The organism is Rheinheimera pacifica, assembly GCF_900108485.1.
Classification (GTDB): Bacteria; Pseudomonadota; Gammaproteobacteria; order Enterobacterales; family Alteromonadaceae; genus Alishewanella; species Alishewanella pacifica.
In genome coordinates this window covers 78,076-97,539 of the sequence record NZ_FNXF01000008.1, presented here as the reverse complement: position 1 = coordinate 97,539, position 19,464 = coordinate 78,076, and the positions used below count along the sequence as shown (strand labels likewise).

20 protein-coding genes are annotated in these 19,464 nt (G+C 49.6%); 6 read left to right on the top strand and 14 right to left on the bottom strand.

Annotated features, from left to right (window positions below):
* Nucleotides 1-52: 52 nt before the first annotated feature.
* The 4 genes from BLW68_RS11755 to sdhC are packed head-to-tail and all read right to left on the bottom strand — an operon-like array spanning nucleotide 53 to nucleotide 3,273.
* The gene (locus tag BLW68_RS11755) at nucleotides 53-772 is read right to left on the bottom strand and encodes a succinate dehydrogenase iron-sulfur subunit (protein ID WP_092793490.1); all 720 of its coding nucleotides are present in this window, start codon (nucleotides 770-772) and stop codon (nucleotides 53-55) included.
* A 12-nt stretch (nucleotides 773-784) separates the two neighbouring features.
* Nucleotides 785-2,557 (bottom strand): succinate dehydrogenase flavoprotein subunit, encoded by a 1,773-nt coding sequence (gene sdhA / locus BLW68_RS11750; protein WP_092793488.1) that lies wholly within the window; start codon nucleotides 2,555-2,557, stop codon nucleotides 785-787.
* Complete coding sequence (gene sdhD / locus BLW68_RS11745; RefSeq protein WP_092793486.1) at nucleotides 2,558-2,905, bottom strand: succinate dehydrogenase, hydrophobic membrane anchor protein; 348 nt, start codon at nucleotides 2,903-2,905, stop codon at nucleotides 2,558-2,560.
* Nucleotides 2,896-3,273, bottom strand: coding sequence for a succinate dehydrogenase, cytochrome b556 subunit (gene sdhC, locus BLW68_RS11740; protein WP_082694707.1), 378 nt, complete (start codon nucleotides 3,271-3,273; stop codon nucleotides 2,896-2,898). Before sdhC ends, sdhD begins: the two co-directional genes overlap by 10 nt.
* A 392-nt stretch (nucleotides 3,274-3,665) precedes the next feature.
* Here sdhC and BLW68_RS11735 point away from each other — a divergent pair, with 392 nt between their 5' ends.
* From BLW68_RS11735 to BLW68_RS11720, 4 genes are all read left to right on the top strand, one after another.
* Nucleotides 3,666-4,949: a citrate synthase gene (locus tag BLW68_RS11735; protein WP_092793484.1), complete on the top strand. Its 1,284-nt coding sequence runs from the start codon at nucleotides 3,666-3,668 to the stop codon at nucleotides 4,947-4,949.
* Between the two features lie 125 nt (nucleotides 4,950-5,074).
* Nucleotides 5,075-6,292 carry an aminotransferase class V-fold PLP-dependent enzyme gene (locus tag BLW68_RS11730; RefSeq protein WP_092793482.1) on the top strand — a complete coding sequence of 406 codons (1,218 nt, stop codon included), beginning with the start codon at nucleotides 5,075-5,077 and terminating at the stop codon, nucleotides 6,290-6,292.
* Entirely contained in the window at nucleotides 6,289-6,732 is a 444-nt protein-coding gene (locus BLW68_RS11725) for a SufE family protein (protein ID WP_092793480.1), read from the top strand. The genes BLW68_RS11730 and BLW68_RS11725 overlap by 4 nt, the downstream gene beginning before the upstream one ends.
* 96 nt (nucleotides 6,733-6,828) lie before the next feature.
* On the top strand, nucleotides 6,829-7,674 hold the full coding sequence (locus tag BLW68_RS11720; protein ID WP_092793478.1) for a BUD32 family EKC/KEOPS complex subunit: 846 nt from the start codon (nucleotides 6,829-6,831) through the stop codon (nucleotides 7,672-7,674).
* Here BLW68_RS11720 and tcdA read toward each other — a convergent pair.
* From tcdA to BLW68_RS11685, 7 genes are read right to left on the bottom strand one after another with little or no spacing between them, the layout of a single operon-like run.
* Entirely contained in the window at nucleotides 7,627-8,445 is an 819-nt protein-coding gene (gene tcdA, locus BLW68_RS11715) for a tRNA cyclic N6-threonylcarbamoyladenosine(37) synthase TcdA (RefSeq protein WP_092793476.1), read from the bottom strand. The two genes, BLW68_RS11720 and tcdA, sit on opposite strands and share 48 nt — an antisense overlap.
* Before the next feature lie 2 nt (nucleotides 8,446-8,447).
* Entirely contained in the window at nucleotides 8,448-9,152 is a 705-nt protein-coding gene (locus tag BLW68_RS11710) for a TIGR01621 family pseudouridine synthase (protein WP_092793474.1), read from the bottom strand.
* Complete coding sequence (gene kdsB, locus BLW68_RS11705; RefSeq protein ID WP_092793472.1) at nucleotides 9,152-9,904, bottom strand: 3-deoxy-manno-octulosonate cytidylyltransferase; 753 nt, start codon at nucleotides 9,902-9,904, stop codon at nucleotides 9,152-9,154. The genes BLW68_RS11710 and kdsB overlap by 1 nt, the downstream gene beginning before the upstream one ends.
* The gene (locus BLW68_RS11700; protein WP_068231421.1) at nucleotides 9,892-10,089 is read right to left on the bottom strand and encodes a Trm112 family protein; all 198 of its coding nucleotides are present in this window, start codon (nucleotides 10,087-10,089) and stop codon (nucleotides 9,892-9,894) included. Before BLW68_RS11700 ends, kdsB begins: the two co-directional genes overlap by 13 nt.
* Nucleotides 10,079-11,056, bottom strand: a complete 978-nt coding sequence (lpxK, locus tag BLW68_RS11695) for a tetraacyldisaccharide 4'-kinase (RefSeq protein WP_092793470.1) — start codon at nucleotides 11,054-11,056, stop codon at nucleotides 10,079-10,081. The genes BLW68_RS11700 and lpxK overlap by 11 nt, the downstream gene beginning before the upstream one ends.
* Nucleotides 11,053-12,804 (bottom strand): lipid A export permease/ATP-binding protein MsbA, encoded by a 1,752-nt coding sequence (msbA, locus tag BLW68_RS11690; protein ID WP_245728325.1) that lies wholly within the window; start codon nucleotides 12,802-12,804, stop codon nucleotides 11,053-11,055. Before msbA ends, lpxK begins: the two co-directional genes overlap by 4 nt.
* A 33-nt stretch (nucleotides 12,805-12,837) precedes the next feature.
* Nucleotides 12,838-15,048, bottom strand: coding sequence for a DNA internalization-related competence protein ComEC/Rec2 (locus BLW68_RS11685; protein ID WP_177172220.1), 2,211 nt, complete (start codon nucleotides 15,046-15,048; stop codon nucleotides 12,838-12,840).
* Nucleotides 15,049-15,112: 64 nt separating this feature from the next.
* Here BLW68_RS11685 and BLW68_RS11680 point away from each other — a divergent pair, with 64 nt between their 5' ends.
* On the top strand, nucleotides 15,113-15,643 hold the full coding sequence (locus tag BLW68_RS11680; RefSeq protein WP_092793464.1) for a DUF2062 domain-containing protein: 531 nt from the start codon (nucleotides 15,113-15,115) through the stop codon (nucleotides 15,641-15,643).
* Nucleotides 15,644-15,648: 5 nt separating this feature from the next.
* Here BLW68_RS11680 and BLW68_RS11675 read toward each other — a convergent pair whose 3' ends face one another.
* From BLW68_RS11675 to BLW68_RS11665, 3 genes are read right to left on the bottom strand one after another with little or no spacing between them, the layout of a single operon-like run.
* A complete protein-coding gene (locus BLW68_RS11675; RefSeq protein ID WP_177172219.1) occupies nucleotides 15,649-16,887 on the bottom strand; it encodes a lipoprotein-releasing ABC transporter permease subunit in 1,239 nt (412 codons plus the stop codon).
* On the bottom strand, nucleotides 16,880-17,563 hold the full coding sequence (lolD, locus tag BLW68_RS11670) for a lipoprotein-releasing ABC transporter ATP-binding protein LolD (RefSeq protein WP_092793462.1): 684 nt from the start codon (nucleotides 17,561-17,563) through the stop codon (nucleotides 16,880-16,882). Before lolD ends, BLW68_RS11675 begins: the two co-directional genes overlap by 8 nt.
* Nucleotides 17,556-18,755 carry a lipoprotein-releasing ABC transporter permease subunit gene (locus BLW68_RS11665; protein WP_092793460.1) on the bottom strand — a complete coding sequence of 400 codons (1,200 nt, stop codon included), beginning with the start codon at nucleotides 18,753-18,755 and terminating at the stop codon, nucleotides 17,556-17,558. The genes lolD and BLW68_RS11665 overlap by 8 nt, the downstream gene beginning before the upstream one ends.
* Nucleotides 18,756-18,851: 96 nt before the next feature.
* On the opposite strand from BLW68_RS11665, the gene BLW68_RS11660 reads away from it, so the two are divergent.
* Nucleotides 18,852-19,451, top strand: coding sequence for a PilZ domain-containing protein (locus tag BLW68_RS11660; protein ID WP_092793458.1), 600 nt, complete (start codon nucleotides 18,852-18,854; stop codon nucleotides 19,449-19,451).
* Nucleotides 19,452-19,464 lie beyond the last annotated feature (13 nt).

Here is a 19,464-nt window from a genome sequence, read left to right as displayed (position 1 = left end):
TGCTTGCATGCAAGCCTGGCTGTCTTTCACGCACATACCAAAAAAGGGCGCATTACAGCGCCCGGTTTAACAACATAGATTTAATTTCACCAATTGCTTTGGTTGGGTTTAAACCTTTCGGACAAACATTAACGCAGTTCATAATGCCGTGGCAGCGGAATACGCTGAAAGCATCATCCAAGTCGTTCAAGCGTTGCTCTGTTGCCGTATCGCGGCTGTCTGCCAGGAAACGGTAAGCATGCAGTAAACCGGCCGGGCCGATAAACTTGTCCGGGTTCCACCAAAACGATGGGCAAGAGGTTGAACAACATGCACACAGAATACACTCATACAGGCCATCAAGTTTAGCACGTTCTTCCGGTGACTGCAGATACTCACCCGCTGGTGGTAACTTACTGTCGTTGATTAAGTACGGCTTCACTTTTTCGTACTGGGTGTAAAACTGGCTCATGTCGACAACCAGATCACGCACTACCGGTAAGCCCGGCAGCGGGCGAATAACAATTTTACCGCCTTTTAAGCCTGCAGCTGATAAAGGGGTAATACAGGCCAGACCATTTTTACCGTTGATGTTCAAACCATCAGAGCCACACACACCTTCACGGCAGCTGCGACGGAACGATAAACTTGGGTCTTGCTCTTTTAATTTGATCAGCGCATCCAGCACCATCATGTCCCGGCCTTCCGGGTTGTCCAGCGTATATTCCTGCATGCGCGGCGCTTTGTCGACATCAGGGTTGTAACGATAGACTGAGAAAACTAACTTCTTCATCGCTGTGCCCTCTTAGTACGTACGAGCTTTAGGCACAAAGGATTCACGGAACTTAGGTTCCAGATTCACTTTACGCTTAAACATAGATTCGGTTTCCGGTGTGTAAACACTGTGGCATAACCAGTTTTCATCATCACGCTCCGGGAAGTCAAAGCGCGCGTGCGCGCCACGGCTTTCGGTACGGAAATTCGCTGCTACGGCAGTTGAAAACGCAGTCTCCATCAGGTTGTCCAGCTCTAAACATTCAATACGCTGGGTATTGAAGTCTGAACTCTTATCATCCAGACGGGCAAACTTTAACCGTTCGCGAATTTCTTTTAACTCAGCCAAACCTTCAGCCATGGCGGCACCTTCACGGAATACCGAGAAATTCAGCTGCATACATTTTTGCAGGTCTTTCTTAATTTGCACCGGGTCTTCACCCTGGCCAGGCTTAGTATCTTCCCAGCGCTGCGTGCGGGCTAAAGCAGCATCTAAGTCTGATTGCGATGCCACACGGGCTTCAGAAGTCGCCGCCAATGCTTCACCCAAGTGCAGGCCGGTTGCACGGCCAAATACGACTAAGTCCAGCAGTGAGTTGCCGCCTAAACGGTTAGCGCCGTGTACTGATACACAAGCGATTTCGCCACAGGCAAATAAGCCTGCCACGATAGTCTCTAAGCCATCGGCAGTAGGTTTAAGCACCTGACCATGTACGTTAGTTGGAATACCACCCATCATATAATGGCAGGTTGGAATTACCGGAATAGGTTCTTTTACCGGGTCAACGTGAGCAAAGGTTTTTGACAACTCACACACGCCAGGTAAACGGCTTTCTAATACTTCAGCGCCTAAGTGATCCAGCTTCAGTTTGATATGCACGCCCCATGGGCCATCGCAACCACGGCCTTCACGGATTTCCGTCATCATTGAACGGGCTACAACATCACGGCCGGCTAAATCTTTGGCGTTTGGCGCATAACGCTCCATAAAACGCTCGCCGTCTTTGTTCAGCAGATAACCGCCTTCACCACGACAGCCTTCTGTTACGAGGGTACCGGCACCGGCAATACCGGTTGGGTGAAATTGCCACATTTCCATATCCTGCAGCGGCACACCGGCACGCAGGGCCATACCTACACCGTCACCGGTATTGATATGCGCATTGGTAGTAGAAGCATAAATACGGCCAGCACCACCAGTTGCCAACACCGTTGCTTTGGCTTTGAAATAAACGATTTCACCGGTTTCAATATCAATAGCAGTACAACCTACTACAGCGCCGTCCTGGTTTTTCACCAGATCAAGCGCATACCACTCAGAAAATACCTGAGTTTTATTTTTTACGTTTTGCTGATATAGCAGATGCAGTAAAGCATGGCCGGTGCGGTCTGCAGCGGCGGCTGTACGGGCAGCTTGTTCGCCACCAAAATTTTTAGACTGACCACCAAACGGTCGCTGATACACACGGCCATTTTCAAAGCGCGAGAAAGGCAAGCCCATATTTTCCAGCTCGGTAATCGCTTCCGGACCGGTTTTACACATATATTCGATAGCGTCCTGGTCACCGATATAATCAGAACCTTTAACAGTATCAAACATGTGCCATTCCCAGTTATCCGGGTGGCTGTTACCCAGTGCTACAGTAATACCGCCCTGAGCAGATACCGTGTGCGAGCGGGTTGGAAACACTTTAGATAATAAGGCGCAGCTTAAACCAGACTGCGTAATTTGCAGTGCAGCACGCATACCTGCACCACCAGCGCCAATTACAATGGCGTCAAACTCTCTTACTGGAATATTCACTTAAGCACCCCACAAAACAAACAGGCCAACCGCAACATAAGCGAAAGCCAGCGCATAAAGGAAGAATTGCAATACTGCGCGCAGAGCAGCTGATTTGACATAGTCAGTCAGTACCTGCCACAAACCAATGCGGGTGTGCACGGCAATAGACACTAAAGCTAACAAGGTAAACACTTTTACCAGCGTGTTGGCAAACAAGGCTTGCCACACATCAAAGGTTACTTCCGGCGTAATAAGGAAGAAACCGAGAATAAATACACTGTACAGCGCCAGCACAATGGCTGTTGCCCGCAGCGATACATAATCCTGCACGCCATCGCGTTTCAGACTTGCCTGGTTTAAAACCATAACCATACTCCTGCTAATACTGCTAATACTACCCACAGCACTATTGTCACTTTTGCGCTTAAGTTGCCGGATTTCAGCTCTTCCCAGTGTCCCATGTCCATGATCAGATGGCGGATACCGCCAACCAGGTGATAGATAAGAACAGTGATAGTGCCCCAGGCAATGAATTTAGCCAGATGAGACGTCATCAGCGCTTTAACATAGTCAAAGCTCTGCTGATCCTGAAGCGAGTAAGCCCAGGCCCAGATAACGAATACCAATGCAAAAAACAATGCCACGCCCGTAACACGGTGCAGAATTGACGCTATGGCAGGTGCCGGAAACGATATGGTAGAGAGGTCGAGATTTACTGGTCTTTGTTTTTTCACAGTGCTTGCCCATCGATGCCCATTATCGAGCTCTTGTTGTCATTGTCGTTGTCATTGCTGTATAAACAGTCAACACCCAAAACCAATACACCTTTTTGCTCAAGCTGGATCAGTCCTGCCAGATCAGCAAAAAGTGCTTGCTGAGTGAACTGTTTAAAAACCGCAATAGTATATATTTCGCGACTCGGTATTACAATTTTTGTTTGGTTTTACTCGAAAAAATCCGTATTTGGAACATTACACATTTTACAGACTAGAGCAATAATACTAGAGTCGAATACTTATTAAGCAGAAACGCATTAAAATTGACTTTAAGGGGTCGTTTGCAGGTAGAATAGCGACCAATTTGCTAAATTCCTTTAACCCGATACTACAACAACAGGAGAAATCCAATGGCAGATAAAAAGGCCGTCGTGCAGGTCGATGGGAAATCGTTCGAGTTGCCAATTTACTCTGGCACCGCCGGCACTGACGTAATTGATGTTCGCGCCTTGGGTCAGCATGGTTACTTCACTTTTGACCCGGGTTTTATGTCTACCGGCTCATGTGAATCCAAAATCACCTACATTGATGGCGATGAAGGCGTGCTGTTGCACCGCGGTTATCCTATTGAGCAGTTGGCTGAACACTCAGATTACCTTGAACTGTGCTACCTGTTATTAGAAGGTGAATTACCGCAGGCTGAGCAATATAACCAATTTAAAAACACTATCACGCGCCACACCATGGTGCATGAAAAAATCGCTTCGTTCTTCCAGGGTTTCCGTGTTGATGCCCACCCAATGGCGATGCTGTGTGGCGTAGTAGGCGCACTGTCGTCTTTCTATCACTCCGATTTGGACATCAACGACCCTGAACAACGTAAACGCAGCGCGCACCGTTTAATTGCCAAGTTGCCAACTATTTCGGCGATGGCATTTAAATACACTGTTGGTCAGCCTTTCGTATACCCACGTAACGATTTAAGCTACTCAGAAAACTTCCTGCATATGATGTTCTCTGTACCGGCAGAAGATTACAAAGTCAGCCCTATCCTGGCTAAAGCCATGGACCGCATCTTTATGTTGCATGCCGACCACGAGCAAAATGCCTCTACCTCTACTGTGCGTTTAGCCGGTTCATCAGGTGCTAACCCTTATGCCTGTATCGCGGCTGGTGTAGCATCTTTATGGGGCCCTGCGCATGGTGGTGCTAACGAAGCCTGTCTGAAAATGTTACAGCAAATCGGCTCTGTGGATCGTATTCCTGAGTTCGTGGCACGGGCAAAAGATAAAAACGACAGCTTCCGTCTGATGGGCTTTGGCCATCGCGTGTATAAAAACTTTGACCCACGGGCCAAGGTAATGCGCGACACCTGCCATGAAGTATTAAAAGAGCTGAACGTTAAAGACCCACTGCTAGACGTAGCGATGGAGTTAGAGCGCATTGCGCTGTCAGACCCATACTTTATTGAGAAAAAGCTGTACCCGAACGTCGATTTCTACAGCGGTATTATCTTAAAAGCTATCGGTATTCCAACCAGTATGTTCACTGTGATTTTTGCTATGTCACGTACTGTGGGCTGGATTTCACACTGGGACGAAATGCTGGGCGAGAAAGGCCACAAAATCGGCCGTCCACGCCAGTTATACACCGGCTACAACACCCGTGATTTTAAGCCGCTGAATAAGCGTTAATCCCACTGGTTTGGCAAAGGCGGCTTCGGCCGCTTTTTTGTTGCCTGTTTTTTTAAGCGCATTTGCGCCCGCTTAAGAAAACAGGCAAAATCGCGCAATCTTAGCCAGTGGACCTCCCTGCCCTTATGCCCACTTTTGATGTTCAGCAGTTTCGCCAGCAATTTGCTTTTTTTCAGCAACAACCAGAATGGGTGTATCTGGATAATGCCGCCACTATGCATAAACCTCAGGCGGTGATTGATGCCGTTACGCAGTTTTATCAGCAATATAACAGCAATGTACATCGCGGCGCACATCAATTAAGCCAGCGGGCTACGACGCTGTTTGAGCAGGCCCGCAGCACTGTTGCCAGTTATATTAATGCCCAGCATTTACATGAAATCATTTTTTGCAGTGGCGCCACAGCAGCACTTAATCAAATTGCTTTTGGCTTAATGCATACGGTGCTGCGACCCGGCGACCGTATTTTACTGACGCAGCTGGAGCACCACGCCAATATTGTGCCCTGGCAACTGCATTGCCAGCGCTTTGGTGTGATCATTGATGTCGTACCGTTAACACCAGATCATCAGTTGGATATGGCGGCATATCAGCAATTATTGCAATTAAAGCCTAAAGTAGTCAGTTTCAGCCATATTTCTAACGTATTAGGCCACATCCAGCCAGTGGCAGACATGGTTACGCTGGCAAAAGCAGTAGGTGCTATAACGGTAATAGATGGGGCTCAGGGCATAGTGTACCAGCAGCCGGATATGCAACAGCTTGACTGCGATTTTTATGTTTTTTCCGGCCACAAACTGTATGGCCCAACCGGCATAGGCGTGCTGTACGGCAAAACGGAACAACTGGCACGCTTAACGCCTATTTTTGCCGGCGGTGAAATGATTGACAGTGTCAGCTTTATTAACACTACCTTTAACAAATTACCTTTCCGGCTGGAAGCCGGTACGCCAAATATTGCGGGCGCTATCGGCCTGTCTGCCGCTATCGAATGGCTACAAAAATATAACAACCAGCAAATCGTACAACATAAATCGCTGTTATTAAAAGAGTTCTACACAGGCTTAACGGCAATAAAAGCCATAGATATTTTATCTTCGTCTGTGCATAATGCCGGTATAGTGGCATTAAATGTTGACAGTGAGCACCCTGCTGACGTCGCTGAGTTGCTTAACCAGCAACAGATAGCTGTCAGATCGGGGCAACACTGTGCTATGCCATTATTTAGCTACTTAGCGCGGCCAGGTGCCATAAGGTGTTCCTTTGCCGCTTATAATACGCTGGATGATGTAAACCGGTGTTTGCTCGCATTGGAGCAAGCCGTGGAGATTTTAACTGCATGACACTAGAACAACTATTAGCAGATACCACGCCCGCCTTGCTGGATATTCAGCAACGCGATTTAACGGAAATAAAACAAGCCAAAGACTGGCAGGCAAAATACCGGGTGCTGATGCAACTGGGTAAAAAGCTGCCTGCTATTCCGGAAAAAATGAAGCAGCCAGAACTGCTGGTAAAAGGCTGCGAAAGCCGGGCCTGGCTGATGCATTATCATGACAAGGCTACAGATAAACACTACTTTGTGCTCGACAGTGAAGCCCGTATTGTTAAAGGGTTGATGGCGATTATGCTGTGCCTGGTTAATGGCATGACAACCGCTGAACTATGTCAGTTTGATTTATGCCACAAGTTTGACCAACTAAACTTAAAACCTTATTTAAGTCAGTCACGTGGCAATGGTTTAACAGCCATGGTCAGCCGGATAAAGCACTGCTGCGGATAGCGCGTTCAGCTAAAGTTCAGTTTTATTCTATAGACTACCGCGCCTGTATATCTCAACTACAGGAAACCTGCACTGGTAACGTCAGGTTACGGCGATATGGATAGTTACGCGTTGCAACAGCATGTTGAAGAGCTTCTGTCCCGGCACAAAGCACGTTCGTTTTCTACCCAGTGGCAAAATCAAAAGCTGTGGATTAAACAACATGAACCCAAAGGCGCCACATTGTTGCCCCTGCTCACCAGACTACTTAGAAAACTAAGTAATAACCCACTGTATTACCCGTCAGCAGAGCCGAAGCAGTGCCTCAAACGTGAAGCTACCCGGCTGACTTTACTGAAATCCAGAGGCATACGGGTACCTCAGGTGGTGTTAAGCCACGACAACTATCTGGTGATGACTGATCTGGGGCCATCCATCAAGTTTTTCTTAACCGAAGCCAATATCAGCGCACTGGAAAAACAGCATATTTTGATGGCTGCAGCAGCCGCTCTGGCACAATTGCATCAGCAAAATCGCTGGCATGGCCGCCCGGCGTTACGCGATATCTGTTGGGACGGTGAGCAAATTGGCTTTATTGATTTTGAAGAAGATCCGCATCAGCATCTGAGTATTGACCAATGTATGGCACGTGATGTACTGATTTTTGTGCATGGTTTGTACCGCTATTTACCCGCTAATGATCCGGCTATTCTGTTAACCATAAGCGAATATCAACGGCTGGCACCGGGGCGCGTCTGGCGGGAAGCCTTACAGATAGCAGAGAATATGTGGCTGGCCTATCCCTGCCTGCTGACATTGCGAACCGTATTGGGTAAAGATGGCCGACAGGCTTTTCTGGCGCTGAGGCAATTACGCCGGTTCAACAGCCCACGCCGCTCACCTTTATCAATAATCCTACTGTCTATCCTTATGGCGTTCATGCTTGCCGATCAGTTTGACTAACACTTTTGATACCGCAGCCAGTCCAAAGCTGGCTGTTACCACGGTAACTGCGCCAAAACCGCCGCTGCAATCCAGCCGCATACTACTTACCTCCCCGTCTGCTGTCAGCTGAGCTGTTTTTTGCTGGCAAACGCTACCATCTGGTTGCGGGTAGACCAGTTGCTCGGTTGAATAGACACATTCAATACCAAAACGGCGTTTTGGATTACGGCTGTAGTTATAATCACGTCGCAAACTATTGCGTACTTTGGCCAACAGTGGGTCGTTAATGGTTTGGGTCAAATCGGCAATCCGGATTTGCGTCGGATCTGTTTGCCCACCGGCACCGCCAGTGCTTATTACCTTGATTTTATTACGTTTACAATGCACCAGCAGCGCCACTTTTGCTTTAATTGAGTCAATCGCATCAACCACATAATCCATATCGGCTGTTATCAGCTCGCGCAGGTTGTCGGGAGTGACAAAATCTTCTATCTGATGCACGACGCATTGTGGGTTAATGGCCTTAATGCGCTGCGCCATCACCGCCACTTTGTCCTGGCCCACGGTATCGCTCAGAGCATGCAACTGGCGATTAATATTGCTAATGCAGACATCATCCAGATCAATCAGGGTGATTTCACCAATACCGGAACGTGCCAGCGCTTCAGCAGCCCAACTGCCCACGCCGCCAATACCCACAACACAAACATGCGAGTTGCGAAAAGTCTCCAGCGCGGCCACCCCATATAACCGGGCAATGCCGGCAAAACGTAATTGATAATCGGACATCTTTATTCGTTAACCTGCTGAGGTAAAATGTAATTTGGCCAGTTCAGTTGCCAGGGCTGTGCCCAGTGTGACAGTGCCCCGCTTTGACCAAGTTGCTGATATAAAACGCCTTCTGTTGGCGCCTGTATATACTGGTATTCGGTATTATGCAAACAAAAGCGCAGCGCATAGGCATGCAGATACACCCGGTCTGCCGCTGCACCCTGATACAACGTATCGCCGGCAATGGCCGCCCCCATACTTTTTAGCGCAACTCTGATTTGGTGGGTTTTGCCACTGTAGGGTTTAACTAAAAATGCCCGAAACGGCAGCTCTGCAAAACCCTGACTAATAAAATAGGTTACCGCCGGGTTTTGCTGGCTGCTTAGCAATTTCCAGGCGCCACGCCGTGCTGATGCCATATCGCCTTTCACCCAGCCCTGCTTTTTTGCCGGCTTGGCTACACTTAGCGCCAGATAATATTTCTCTACCTGGTGCGTGCTGAATAGCTGAGTTAACTGTGCCGCTGCAGCACTGCTGCTGGCCAGCACAATTAAACCCGAGGTCACTTTGTCCAGCCGGTGCACCGGGTACAACTTATAGCCCAGTTGCTGCTGCGCTAAAACCACTAAACCCGGGCCATCATCGGAGTGAAAACTAATACCGGCAGCTTTATTCAGCAGCACGAAATCTGCAGTTTCAGCTATCAGTGTAAAAGCGATGGTCATCAGTTCAGGCTGGCAGCATAACTGCGGGCATGTTCCAGATCAGCCGGCGTATCCACACCCACTGCCGGTGTTTCCAGCGCAGTATCAACATGAATTGATTCACCATGCCACAGTACCCGCAGTTGCTCCAGGCTTTCAATCTGCTCCAGCGCAGACGCTGGCCAGTCGATGTAATGCTGAATAAAGGCAGCCCGGTAAGCATAAATACCGATATGGCGGCGATAATGGCTGGCTAATTCAGCCTGAAAAGTGCCGTCACGGTCAAACGGAATAACACTGCGGCTAAAATACAATGCATAACCGTGTTTATCGCTAACCACTTTGACAATATTCGGGTTGGCAATTTCAGCCGCATCCAACAGGGGCACGGCTAATGTCGCCATTTGGGCCTTTTGCTGAGCAGCCAGATTTTGCGCAACCTGGCGAATAATCAGCGGCGGAATAAACGGCTCATCACCCTGCACATTTACCACTACCGTATCCGCAGCAAGCTGTAACTTACTCACTACTTCTGCCAGGCGCTCGGTGCCGGAATTATGATCGGCCCGTGTCATACAGACTTCGCCACCAAAGCGCTCTACTTCTGCGGCTACCCGGCTGTCATCAGTGGCAACGACAACACGATGGGCCCCACTTTGCAGTGCCTGCTGGTAAACCCGTTCAATCATCGTTTTACCGGCGATATCAGCCAGCGGCTTGCCCGGCAAACGGCTGCTGGCATAACGCGCCGGAATAACCACTATGAACGCCATTGTTCGGCCTCTTCCAGTGTCAGTTCACGGGCTTCATCAGCCAGCAATACCGGAATATTATCACGCACCGGATAGGCCAGGCGATCAAAGGTACAAATCAGCTGCGGCGAAGCCTGATCATATTTCAGTTTGCCTTTACATAACGGACAGGCCAGAATTTCGGTTAATGCTACTTTAAGTGCCATAACTGCTCCGCAGATTAGTTAAAAGGGTATCTAGTTTTTGTTGTAGTGAGTTATCCAGTGCCGCATCCACGCCAAGGCTAAACCAGTCAGCACGGGCAAAATCGCGACACTTCACCGCATCTTTCTCTGTCATCAGCACCGGGCCGTGGATAGCAGTAAAATCGGCCGCGCTGAATTTATGATGATCAGCAAAATAATGCCGCGCTGTTATGGTAAAACCGGCTGCCAGCGCCGTGCGCTCAAAGCGCTGCGGGTTGCCAATCCCGGCGACCAGGGTTACCGGGCCGGGGGGTAATCTTGCTTCGCTGCACAGCGCTTTTGCCGTTGCGGCTTTTAGCTGCATCACACCATCGGCCTGAGCATAAGGCAGGCTGTTTGCCACTACCAAATCAGCCTGTTTTAAACGCCAGGCGCCTTCACGCAATGGGCCGGCCGGCAACAACTGACCATTGCCCAGACCCCGGCTACCGTCAATCAGCACAATTTCCACATCGCGTGCCAGACGATAATGCTGCAGGCCATCATCACTGATAATAATATTGCAGTTAGTTTGCTGCAGTAAAAAGCGGGCTGCGGCAACGCGATCCGGGCATACCACTACCGGGCAACCACTGCGTTGTGCCAGCAACAATGGCTCATCGCCCACCTCGGCAGCGCTTGCTACTTCAGGCTTTACCAGTATGGGGGCTTTGATATCAGCGCCATAGCCACGGCTGACAATACCCGGCTTCCAACCTTGCTGACGCAGTGTATCGCATAGCAATAATGTAAAAGGTGTTTTACCGGTTCCGCCAATACTGATATTGCCGACCACGATAACCGGGGCCTTTACCCTTATCTGTTGTTTTATGCCTGAGCGAAACAGCATACGGCGTAAGGCCGTGAGCACGCCATACAGCCAGGCCAAAGGCAATAACAACCAATAAGCTTTATGGCCCTGATACCATAGCCGCTCAGTAAAGCTCACTGCTGCTCGCCAAACTGCAGCTTATACAGCTGTGCATAGGCACCGTTTTGCGCCAGCAGAGTATGATGATCGCCCTGCTCTACAATACGGCCCTGGTCCATCACGATAATGCTGTCGGCGTTTTCAATAGTGGACAACCGGTGTGCAATAACAAGGCTGGTACGGCCTTTTAAGAGCTCATTAAGTGCGGCCTGAATTTTACGCTCTGATTCTGTATCCAGCGCGGAGGTAGCCTCATCCAGAATTAAAATCGGCGCCTGACGCAACAATGCCCTGGCAATGGCAATACGTTGGCGTTGTCCGCCGGATAAACTGACACCATTTTCGCCGACAATCGTGTTGAGGCCATCGGGTAACTTAGTGGCAAACTCCAGCACATGCGCTTTTTCGGCAACATCCAATAAGTGGGCGTCACTAACCGGTTGCGTCATACCGTAACAAATATTATTAGCAATGCTTTCATTAAACAGCGTCACATGCTGGGATACTACCGCAATTTGAGCCCGTAAAGACGCCAGTTTATACTGCCGGATATCCTGGCCATCAAGCAGGATTTGTCCTTGCTCGACCTGATAAAAACGCGGTAATAAACTGGAAATAGTCGTTTTACCACTGCCGGAACGCCCCACTAATGCTACCGTTTGCCCTGGATGAACTACAAAGCTGATATTGTCCAACACTTGTTGCTGATGGCCGGGATACTGAAAACTTACCTGCTCAAAGCGGATTTCGCCCTGAACCTGCGCCACCTCAAGGGTCCCGCTATCCTGCTCAGGTAACTGGTCCAGTATGCTGAAAACGCTGGCTGCCGCGGCGATACCACGCTGAAAATCGCTGTTCACTGTAGTCAGTTGTTTTAGTGGCTTAAGTAATACCACCATGGAGGTGACAATCGCCGAAAAACTGCCGGCACTCAATTGATTAAGCATTTCAGGAGAGCTGGACAGATAAATGACAAAAGCCAGCGCAAAAGAAGCAATCAGCTGGATAATGCCCGAGCTTATAGCCTGAGCTGAATCCATCTTAATACCCTGAGTACGGGTATTATTATTAATATCCGCAAAGCGTTTATCCTCCAGCGCCTGACCGCCAAAAGACAAAATAACCTTATGGCCATTCAGCATTTGCTCTGACGATGTGGTTACACCGCCCATGGCATGCTGAATATGTTTACTCAATTGGCGAAAACGTTTTGAAACAAAACGGACGATAATAGCAATCAGAGGTGCAATCAGAAAGAAAATCAATGACAACTGCCAGCTGTGATAAAACATCACGGCGATCAGGCCAATGATAAAAGCGCCTTCACGCACCAGCACGATCAACGCTTTAGTCAGCGATTGTTTAACCTGCTCAGCATCGTAGGTGATTTTCGAAATCAGCTCCCCGGTAGAATGCTGATCATGAAAGCTCACAGGTAAACGCATGATATGGCTGAATAAATGTTGACGGATATCTTTTACAATATGGCCCCCCACCCAACTGATGCAGTAGGTGGCAATAAAATGGCAAATACCGCGCAGAATGAACATCAGGATCACCACTAAAGGCGCGTATTTAAGAAACTCGGTGTCTTTATCCTGAATACCATGGTCAATAAACGGCTGGATCATTGAAATAAAAGTAGCATCCACCAGGGCATAACCAATCATGCCCAATATCGCTGCAATAAATCCGGCCCGATAAGGTTTGGCGTAGCGCAATAAACGCTTATAAATAACGACGGGATTTGTAATATTCTCTACCAAAATAAAACCCTGCTTCCTGAATCAGCCGCTATTCTAGCGTGTTGTTAGCAAGGTTTCAGCATTTCCCACCGGCTTTTGCAGCCAAAAGGGTATTCTTTGCGCCCGGTATTCGTGAACATGCAGGGCCTGCTCGCTGATATCAAGCCTGATGGCGCCGCCATGAGCTGTGTTATGCAGCGGAATACCCAGCATCTGCAGCCGTTGTTGCACAGCAATAGCCGGATGCTGATGGCGGTTATATAAACTGGCGCTGTTCAATGCCAGTTGCGGCGCCAACTGGTGTAAAAAAGCAAAATGGCTGGAACTGTTACTGCCATGATGAGACAACACCAGCACATTAGCGGTTAACTGCGGGTAGCGTGCAATAAGCTGCTGCTCAACCTTGGCACCAATATCGCCTGGCAACAAAATCTGCCAGTCATACAGCTGTATTAGCAGCACACAGGAGCTGTCATTCTTATTGCCAAAATCCCCACCGGCATCCAGCATATGCAGCCGAGCGGCTAAATATTGCTGCGGTATAGCGCTGCAGGGTTGCGCATTGTCTATATGGTCAATATCAGTGTAAATCTGCACCTGCGGATAAAAGGCTGTCAGCAACTGCCAGTCACCGGTATGGTCGCTGTCATCGTGGCTTAAAATTAAATAGTCCAACTGGCGTACACCACGCTGGCGCAAATAAGGTAATACCTGCGATGCGGTGGCGCTGTGCTGGCCATAACGCGGCCCTACGTCGTACAACAGGCCGTGTTGCCCATGTTGCAGCAATACCGCCAGCCCCTGCCCGACATCGATCAGATGTAACTGCCACTGTACCGGCCGGGTAAACGCCAGTATTAACGGCAGCATCAGCACCACGCCAAGATAAAGAAATATGCGCTGGTATGACACCAAAAATAACAAACAGATAAGTAGCAGGCTGCAAATCCATAACCAGTGCTGATCCGGCCAGGCCCACCAGCTGCTGCTTTGTAACGCGCTCCAGTTAAGCCACCCCAGCAGCGGCTGAAACAGCATATCTGTTAGCTGCCACAGCATACTACTGCCGGGTAGCTGAACCAATTCAGCCAACAGGCTGATAAACAACAACGGAATAGCCAGCAAGCTGCACCAGGGTACCCATAACACATTTGACAACCACGCCAGCACCGAACTGCCATCAAATAACAACAGGCTGAGTAACGACATCAGTAATGTCAGGCAAAAGTGAAAGCGCAAAAACAAGTAGAATTTGCTGTGCCAGTGGTTGCTGTGACGCGGTTGCAGCCACAATACGGCAAAAATAACCGCCACGGCCAATACCGATAGCCAGAAGCTTTTGCTTAGCACAAAAAAGGGCTGAGCCAGCAATAACAATGCCGTAAGCAATAACCAATAGTGGCTGTAGCTTAGCCGCCGGTATTGCAGCCAGGCCAGCACCATCAACATTAAGGCAAATGCCGCTCTGATGGTTGGAATAGCAAAACCGGCCAGCCAGGCATAGGCAAAGGCCGCCAGTAAAGCTCCGGTTAACGCCACACCCTGACGCCAGGCTAAGTAGCGCAGCGGCCAGGGCATAAAACGCAGCAGGTAAAAGCTCCAGCCAAACACCAGGCCAATATGCAAACCGGAAATGGCCAGCAAATGCGCTAAGCCAGACTGCTGCAAGCCTTGCCATAAGGCTGGTGAAAACTGGCGCTGCCCCACTGTCAGTGCCAGTAACAGCGGTGCGCTGTCTAAATCTGCCGTTGCTTGTTGCAACCGGGCTATCAGCCGCTGGCGCAAAGACACTGAGTGGGGCAGCAATTTCGCTTCAGGCTCGGTCATTACTGAACCCTGCGCCAGCACGCCCTGCAGTAAAGCCTGTGCTTCTCGGTTAACTCCGGCCGGGTTAGCACTGCCAGCCACCGGCCTTAACCGCGCACTCAGCTGCCAGCGCTGGCCCTCTTGCAAAAGTACCGGAGGTTGTGACCAGTTCAGCTGGATCTGATACCCTGTAGCGGTGCTGTTTTCCAGTTGTAATGTAAATTGGCTATACTCAGCGTACTGTTTTGGGATACCAACAATAATACCTTGCAGTGGGCCGCTGTAATTCAACAGCCGCTGCTGTTCGGTTTCATAGGTAGCAAACTGGGTTACCCAGCAACAAAAAAAAGCAGCCAGCCCGGCACAAAACCGGTAGCGCACCGCAAACAAGAGTATAGTTAGCGGCAGCAGCAAAAATACTGTGAAAAAAGGTGGCACTATTGGCAAAAATAATGACAATAGGCTGCCTGCAAGCACACCGATACAAAAAGATTTCATGTTTGTTTTTTGTGAATAGGTTGTAATGCCAAAGAACTTTATTAAGAAATATCTACCATCGCCAGAAAAAATCAAGCAGCAGAAGCTGCTAAAAATATTTGGCTCGCTGTTACATGATGGTAATTTGTGGCACCTGAACCGACGCTCGGCCCGCGGCGCTTTTGCGGTGGGGTTGTTTTTTGCCTGGATGCCCATTCCGTTTCAGATGGTAGCATCGGCTGCGGTGGCAATACCGATGCGGGTTAACTTACCCATATCGGTAGCCTTGGTATGGTTAACCAACCCAATAACCATGCCGGTTTTATTTTATATCAGTTATCTGGTGGGTTCTGTGGTGTTAAGAACACCGCTGGAGCCTTTTGCCTTTGAAGCCAGCTGGGACTGGCTGGTGCACAGTATTCACACTATTGGCAAACCTTTTCTGGCCGGCTGTTTGCTGATGGGAATTTGCTCAGCCATTATTGGCTATTTTGTTATCGACTGGCTGTGGCGTTTATCAGTAAGAAAAGCCCAGTTGGGCAAAAAATTAAAGCGGAAAAACCAGCCACCGCTTTAACGTTTTTAACGCTGCCCCAGCACCCGCGCAGGTTGTACCTTACTGGCACGCCACGCCGGATATAACGTAGCCAGCAAACTCATCACTATTGCCACACCAAAGGTCAGCAGCACATCCTGCCACTGCAATAATGACGGTACAAAGTTAATAAAATAAATACTCGGGTCAAGCAACGACTTCCCCAGTACGCTCGTTACAAAGGCAAACACCGGTTCAATATAACTGGCCAGTAATACACCAACAACTAAGCCTGCTACAGCACCAATTAAGCCATTAAGCCAGCCCAGCCACATAAAGGTGCGTATAATTACCGCTGGCGAAACGCCCATGGTTAGCAAAATGGCAATATCGCCTTCTTTTTCCCGCACGGCCATCACCAGTGTGGCAACGATATTAAAACTGGCTACAGCAATTACCAATGCCAATACCAGATATAAAATACTGCGTACCATCTGGATATCCTGATAGACATGGCCCTGGCTGCGAAACCAGTCCAGCAGATAGACATAATCTTCTGATACCCGGCCCAGCTCGCGCGCCATTTGCGGCGCCTGAAAAATATCGTCCAGCCGAAATGCAAAGCCCTGCACCGTGTCCGGTTCAAACGCCAGTAAGCTGGCCAGCGTGGCCATATCAAGCCAGACATGGCTGTAGTCCAGCTGGCCGCCCACGGCAACTATGGCACTAACCGTCAGGCTGGCCGTACTATGGCTGGCCAGACGGCCATCTTCGGTTAAGCGGGGTAATAACAGTTGTACCTGCTCGCCTACTTTGACATTCAGCGCATCGGCAATACCCTGCCCCAGCACAATGTCGCTCTGTTGCAGGGTATCAAGCTGGCCCGCGCTGATATAACGGGCAAAATCACTGATACCGCGCTCTGAGGCAATATCAATGCCGCGCACCTCTGCCGCTTTCACTTCTGTTCCGACTCTTAGCATGCCGTTACTTTTAATGTAAGGTGCTACCGCCTCAACACCGGCAACCTCAGCAAACAGCTGTTGCTTACGCTGCCAGTCGTGCAAATTCTGTTGTACGGCTTCCAGTTCAACATGCGGGATCACCGACAACAAGCGCTGTTTCAGTGCCAGCTCAAAACCATTCATTACCGACAACGCCAGGATCAGAATAGCCACGCCAAGCGCAATGCCCAAAGTAGAACTGGCTGAGATAAAGCGGATAAAACCACTGCTATGGCGGGTAGAGCGGTAACGCCGGGCTAACTGCCAGGCCAGACTAGCCATGGGCAAGCTCCAGGCGGCCATCACGCATAGATACGTGGCGATCTAACCTTGCCGCCAGTGCCAAATCATGAGTTACCACAATAAAACTGGTACCAAGCTCCCGGTTTAACGTACGCAGCAGCTGATAAATACTCTCGGCAGTATGTTGATCCAGATTACCGGTCGGCTCATCCGCCAATACCAATGCCGGCTCGCCTACCAACGCCCGGGCAATTGCAACACGCTGACGCTCACCACCACTGAGTTCTGCCGGTTTATGGTGGCTGCGGTGTGCCAGCGCTACGCGTTCCAGCATCACGCTGGCGCGCTGCTTAGCTGCTGTGGCAGATAAACCGCGAATTAGCAGCGGCATAGCAACGTTTTCCAATGCGGTAAAATCCATCAGTAAGTGATGAAACTGATAAATAAAACCCAGCTGACCGTTACGCAATGCCGCTTTTTGCTGCGATGTCATCCGGGCAACATCCTGGCCCAATACGTTTAAGCTGCCGCTGTCGGCCTGATCCAGCGTGCCTAAAATATGTAGCAAGGTGCTTTTACCAGAGCCCGAGCTGCCGACAATCGCCAGCATGTCAGCGCGTTTAATGGTTAAATCTATACCGTGCAGTACTTCAGTAACCTGCAGGCCATCACGGTAGCTTTTGCACAGTTGTGTTGCCGTTAATACATTACTCATCGCGTAAAATGTCCGCCGGATTTATTGCCACAGCACGTTTTGCCGGATACCACACTGCCATCAACGTTAAAGCCAGTGCACTTAGCAAAATTAATAGAATCTGCCCGGCCTGAATATCCACCGGCAGCTCCACTCCCGGCGCTACTGACAGGCCAAACAGATGTAACAACGGGTTTAACTGCCAGCATAACAGCACACCGGCAACAGCACCGCTTACAGCACCGGCCAGGCCGTTACTGATCCCCTGTACGGCAAATATGGTAAACAGCTGCCGATCGGTCATGCCCAGGGTCTTTAAAATAGCAATTTCAGCTTGCTTGTCGGTTACCATCATTACCAAAGCAGAGACAATATTAAATGCCGCTACCGCAACAATCAGTAGCAGCATCAGCCACATCATGGCTTTTTCCATCGCCACGGCCGCAAATAATTTGCCATGGCTTTGCCGCCAGTCCTGTACTTTTAAACCGGATTCTGCCGCCAGTTGCGCGCCCAGTGCCGGTGCGGCAAAGGGCTCTTTGAGCGTAACGCGCCATTGCTGATCTTTACCGCCGGCACTTAACAACCGGGTTAAATCGTCCAGTGCGGTTACGGCAATCAGTTTATCGACATCAGAGCCGGTTTCCAGAATGCCACTTACGGTAAACAAGCGCTGGCGCGGTACCCAGCCCATAGGCGTATAGCTGCCGGCCTGGGGCAACATAAAGCGTACCGGATCGCCCACCGACACCTCCAGTTGCTCTGCCAGGCCACGCCCCAGCACCACACTGTAGCGCTGTGAGGCAAAGTCCTGCCAATTACCAACCAACAGTGCCTGCTGCATAAAAGCCGGCAATGCTTCCGCAGTTACGCCTTGCAATAACACAGCCGTTAACTGCCGTGGCGATTGCACCAGCGCTTCTGCCTGTAAAAACGGATTAATTTGCAGCACCGCAGTATCAGCCAGCAAACGTTGCTGCCAATGTTGCGGGCTACTGGCCGGTGTAGTTACCACCAAATGCGGAATCACACCGAGAATACGCTTTTTCAGCTCGCCCTCAAAACCGTTCATTACCGAGCTGACAATAGTTAATGCCATGACACCCAAAAAGATCCCGGCCACGGAAAACAATGTAATGAAGGAGATAAAGGCATTACCCTTTCGGCTCTGGCTATAGCGTAAGCCGATTAATAAACTGACTGGCAACTGCATCCTAATATTCAGGACAAGACCTGCGTTAGATGGTAAAGTGGCGTCGATCATAGAGATTATTGCCTGTCGTGACAAGCAGCTTGCAAAGGTATTGCCATGAGTGATTTCACATTACAGCAGTTAGATGATGCCTATCAGGATTACTTTAGTATTGAGCATGCCATCAGCCTCAATGCCCGGCCTCTGGATATCGCTTTGCCTGATGCGGCTGCATTGCAAAATGCCATCCCGGCACCTTTTTTAATGGCCTCTGAAGCCAGCAGCCTGAACAACTCCGCGTTGCGCGCGTTAAACCGCTTAGGCGAACTCGCCGAAGAGTTAGCACTTTATTTGCAACAACAAGCCCGTAAAATAGATTTACTACTGCAGTATGTGTTGCAACAGCAAGACAATAACAGCCAGCGTTATCACACTCTGAGCTACGGCGGCAGTGGCTGCTGTTTTTTAGCCGATACGGCCATGGCGCCTTTACAGGTGCTTGAATTGAAAATTTTTCTGGATAATAACGATGGCGCAGTATTCTGCTACGGCCAGGTGCTTAGCTGTGAGCCTGCTGCAGACGGCCAGTGGCAGATAAAAGTGGTGTTTAACCGCATTCGGGATGAAGATCGCGAACTTATTGTGCGTGCCAGCCTGCATCAGCAATCGCGTTTGCTAAAACAAAAAGCCGATCAACGGCAGCAAAAAAATAGCTAAGCGCACAATAACA

Coding starts and splice junctions, on each gene's coding strand:
- BLW68_RS11680 (WP_092793464.1), top strand. CDS start 15,113: ATGCCAAAGAACTTTATTAAGAAATATCTACCATCGCCAGAAAAAATC.
- BLW68_RS11730 (WP_092793482.1), top strand. CDS start 5,075: ATGCCCACTTTTGATGTTCAGCAGTTTCGCCAGCAATTTGCTTTTTTT.
- BLW68_RS11725 (WP_092793480.1), top strand. CDS start 6,289: ATGACACTAGAACAACTATTAGCAGATACCACGCCCGCCTTGCTGGAT.
- BLW68_RS11700 (WP_068231421.1), bottom strand. CDS start 10,089: ATGGCACTTAAAGTAGCATTAACCGAAATTCTGGCCTGTCCGTTATGT.
- BLW68_RS11735 (WP_092793484.1), top strand. CDS start 3,666: ATGGCAGATAAAAAGGCCGTCGTGCAGGTCGATGGGAAATCGTTCGAG.
- kdsB (WP_092793472.1), bottom strand. CDS start 9,904: ATGGCGTTCATAGTGGTTATTCCGGCGCGTTATGCCAGCAGCCGTTTG.
- BLW68_RS11665 (WP_092793460.1), bottom strand. CDS start 18,755: ATGCAGTTGCCAGTCAGTTTATTAATCGGCTTACGCTATAGCCAGAGC.
- BLW68_RS11675 (WP_177172219.1), bottom strand. CDS start 16,887: ATGGCTAGTCTGGCCTGGCAGTTAGCCCGGCGTTACCGCTCTACCCGC.
- BLW68_RS11755 (WP_092793490.1), bottom strand. CDS start 772: ATGAAGAAGTTAGTTTTCTCAGTCTATCGTTACAACCCTGATGTCGAC.
- BLW68_RS11660 (WP_092793458.1), top strand. CDS start 18,852: ATGAGTGATTTCACATTACAGCAGTTAGATGATGCCTATCAGGATTAC.
- lolD (WP_092793462.1), bottom strand. CDS start 17,563: ATGAGTAATGTATTAACGGCAACACAACTGTGCAAAAGCTACCGTGAT.
- tcdA (WP_092793476.1), bottom strand. CDS start 8,445: ATGTCCGATTATCAATTACGTTTTGCCGGCATTGCCCGGTTATATGGG.
- sdhD (WP_092793486.1), bottom strand. CDS start 2,905: ATGGTTTTAAACCAGGCAAGTCTGAAACGCGATGGCGTGCAGGATTAT.
- BLW68_RS11710 (WP_092793474.1), bottom strand. CDS start 9,152: ATGACCATCGCTTTTACACTGATAGCTGAAACTGCAGATTTCGTGCTG.
- BLW68_RS11720 (WP_092793478.1), top strand. CDS start 6,829: ATGGATAGTTACGCGTTGCAACAGCATGTTGAAGAGCTTCTGTCCCGG.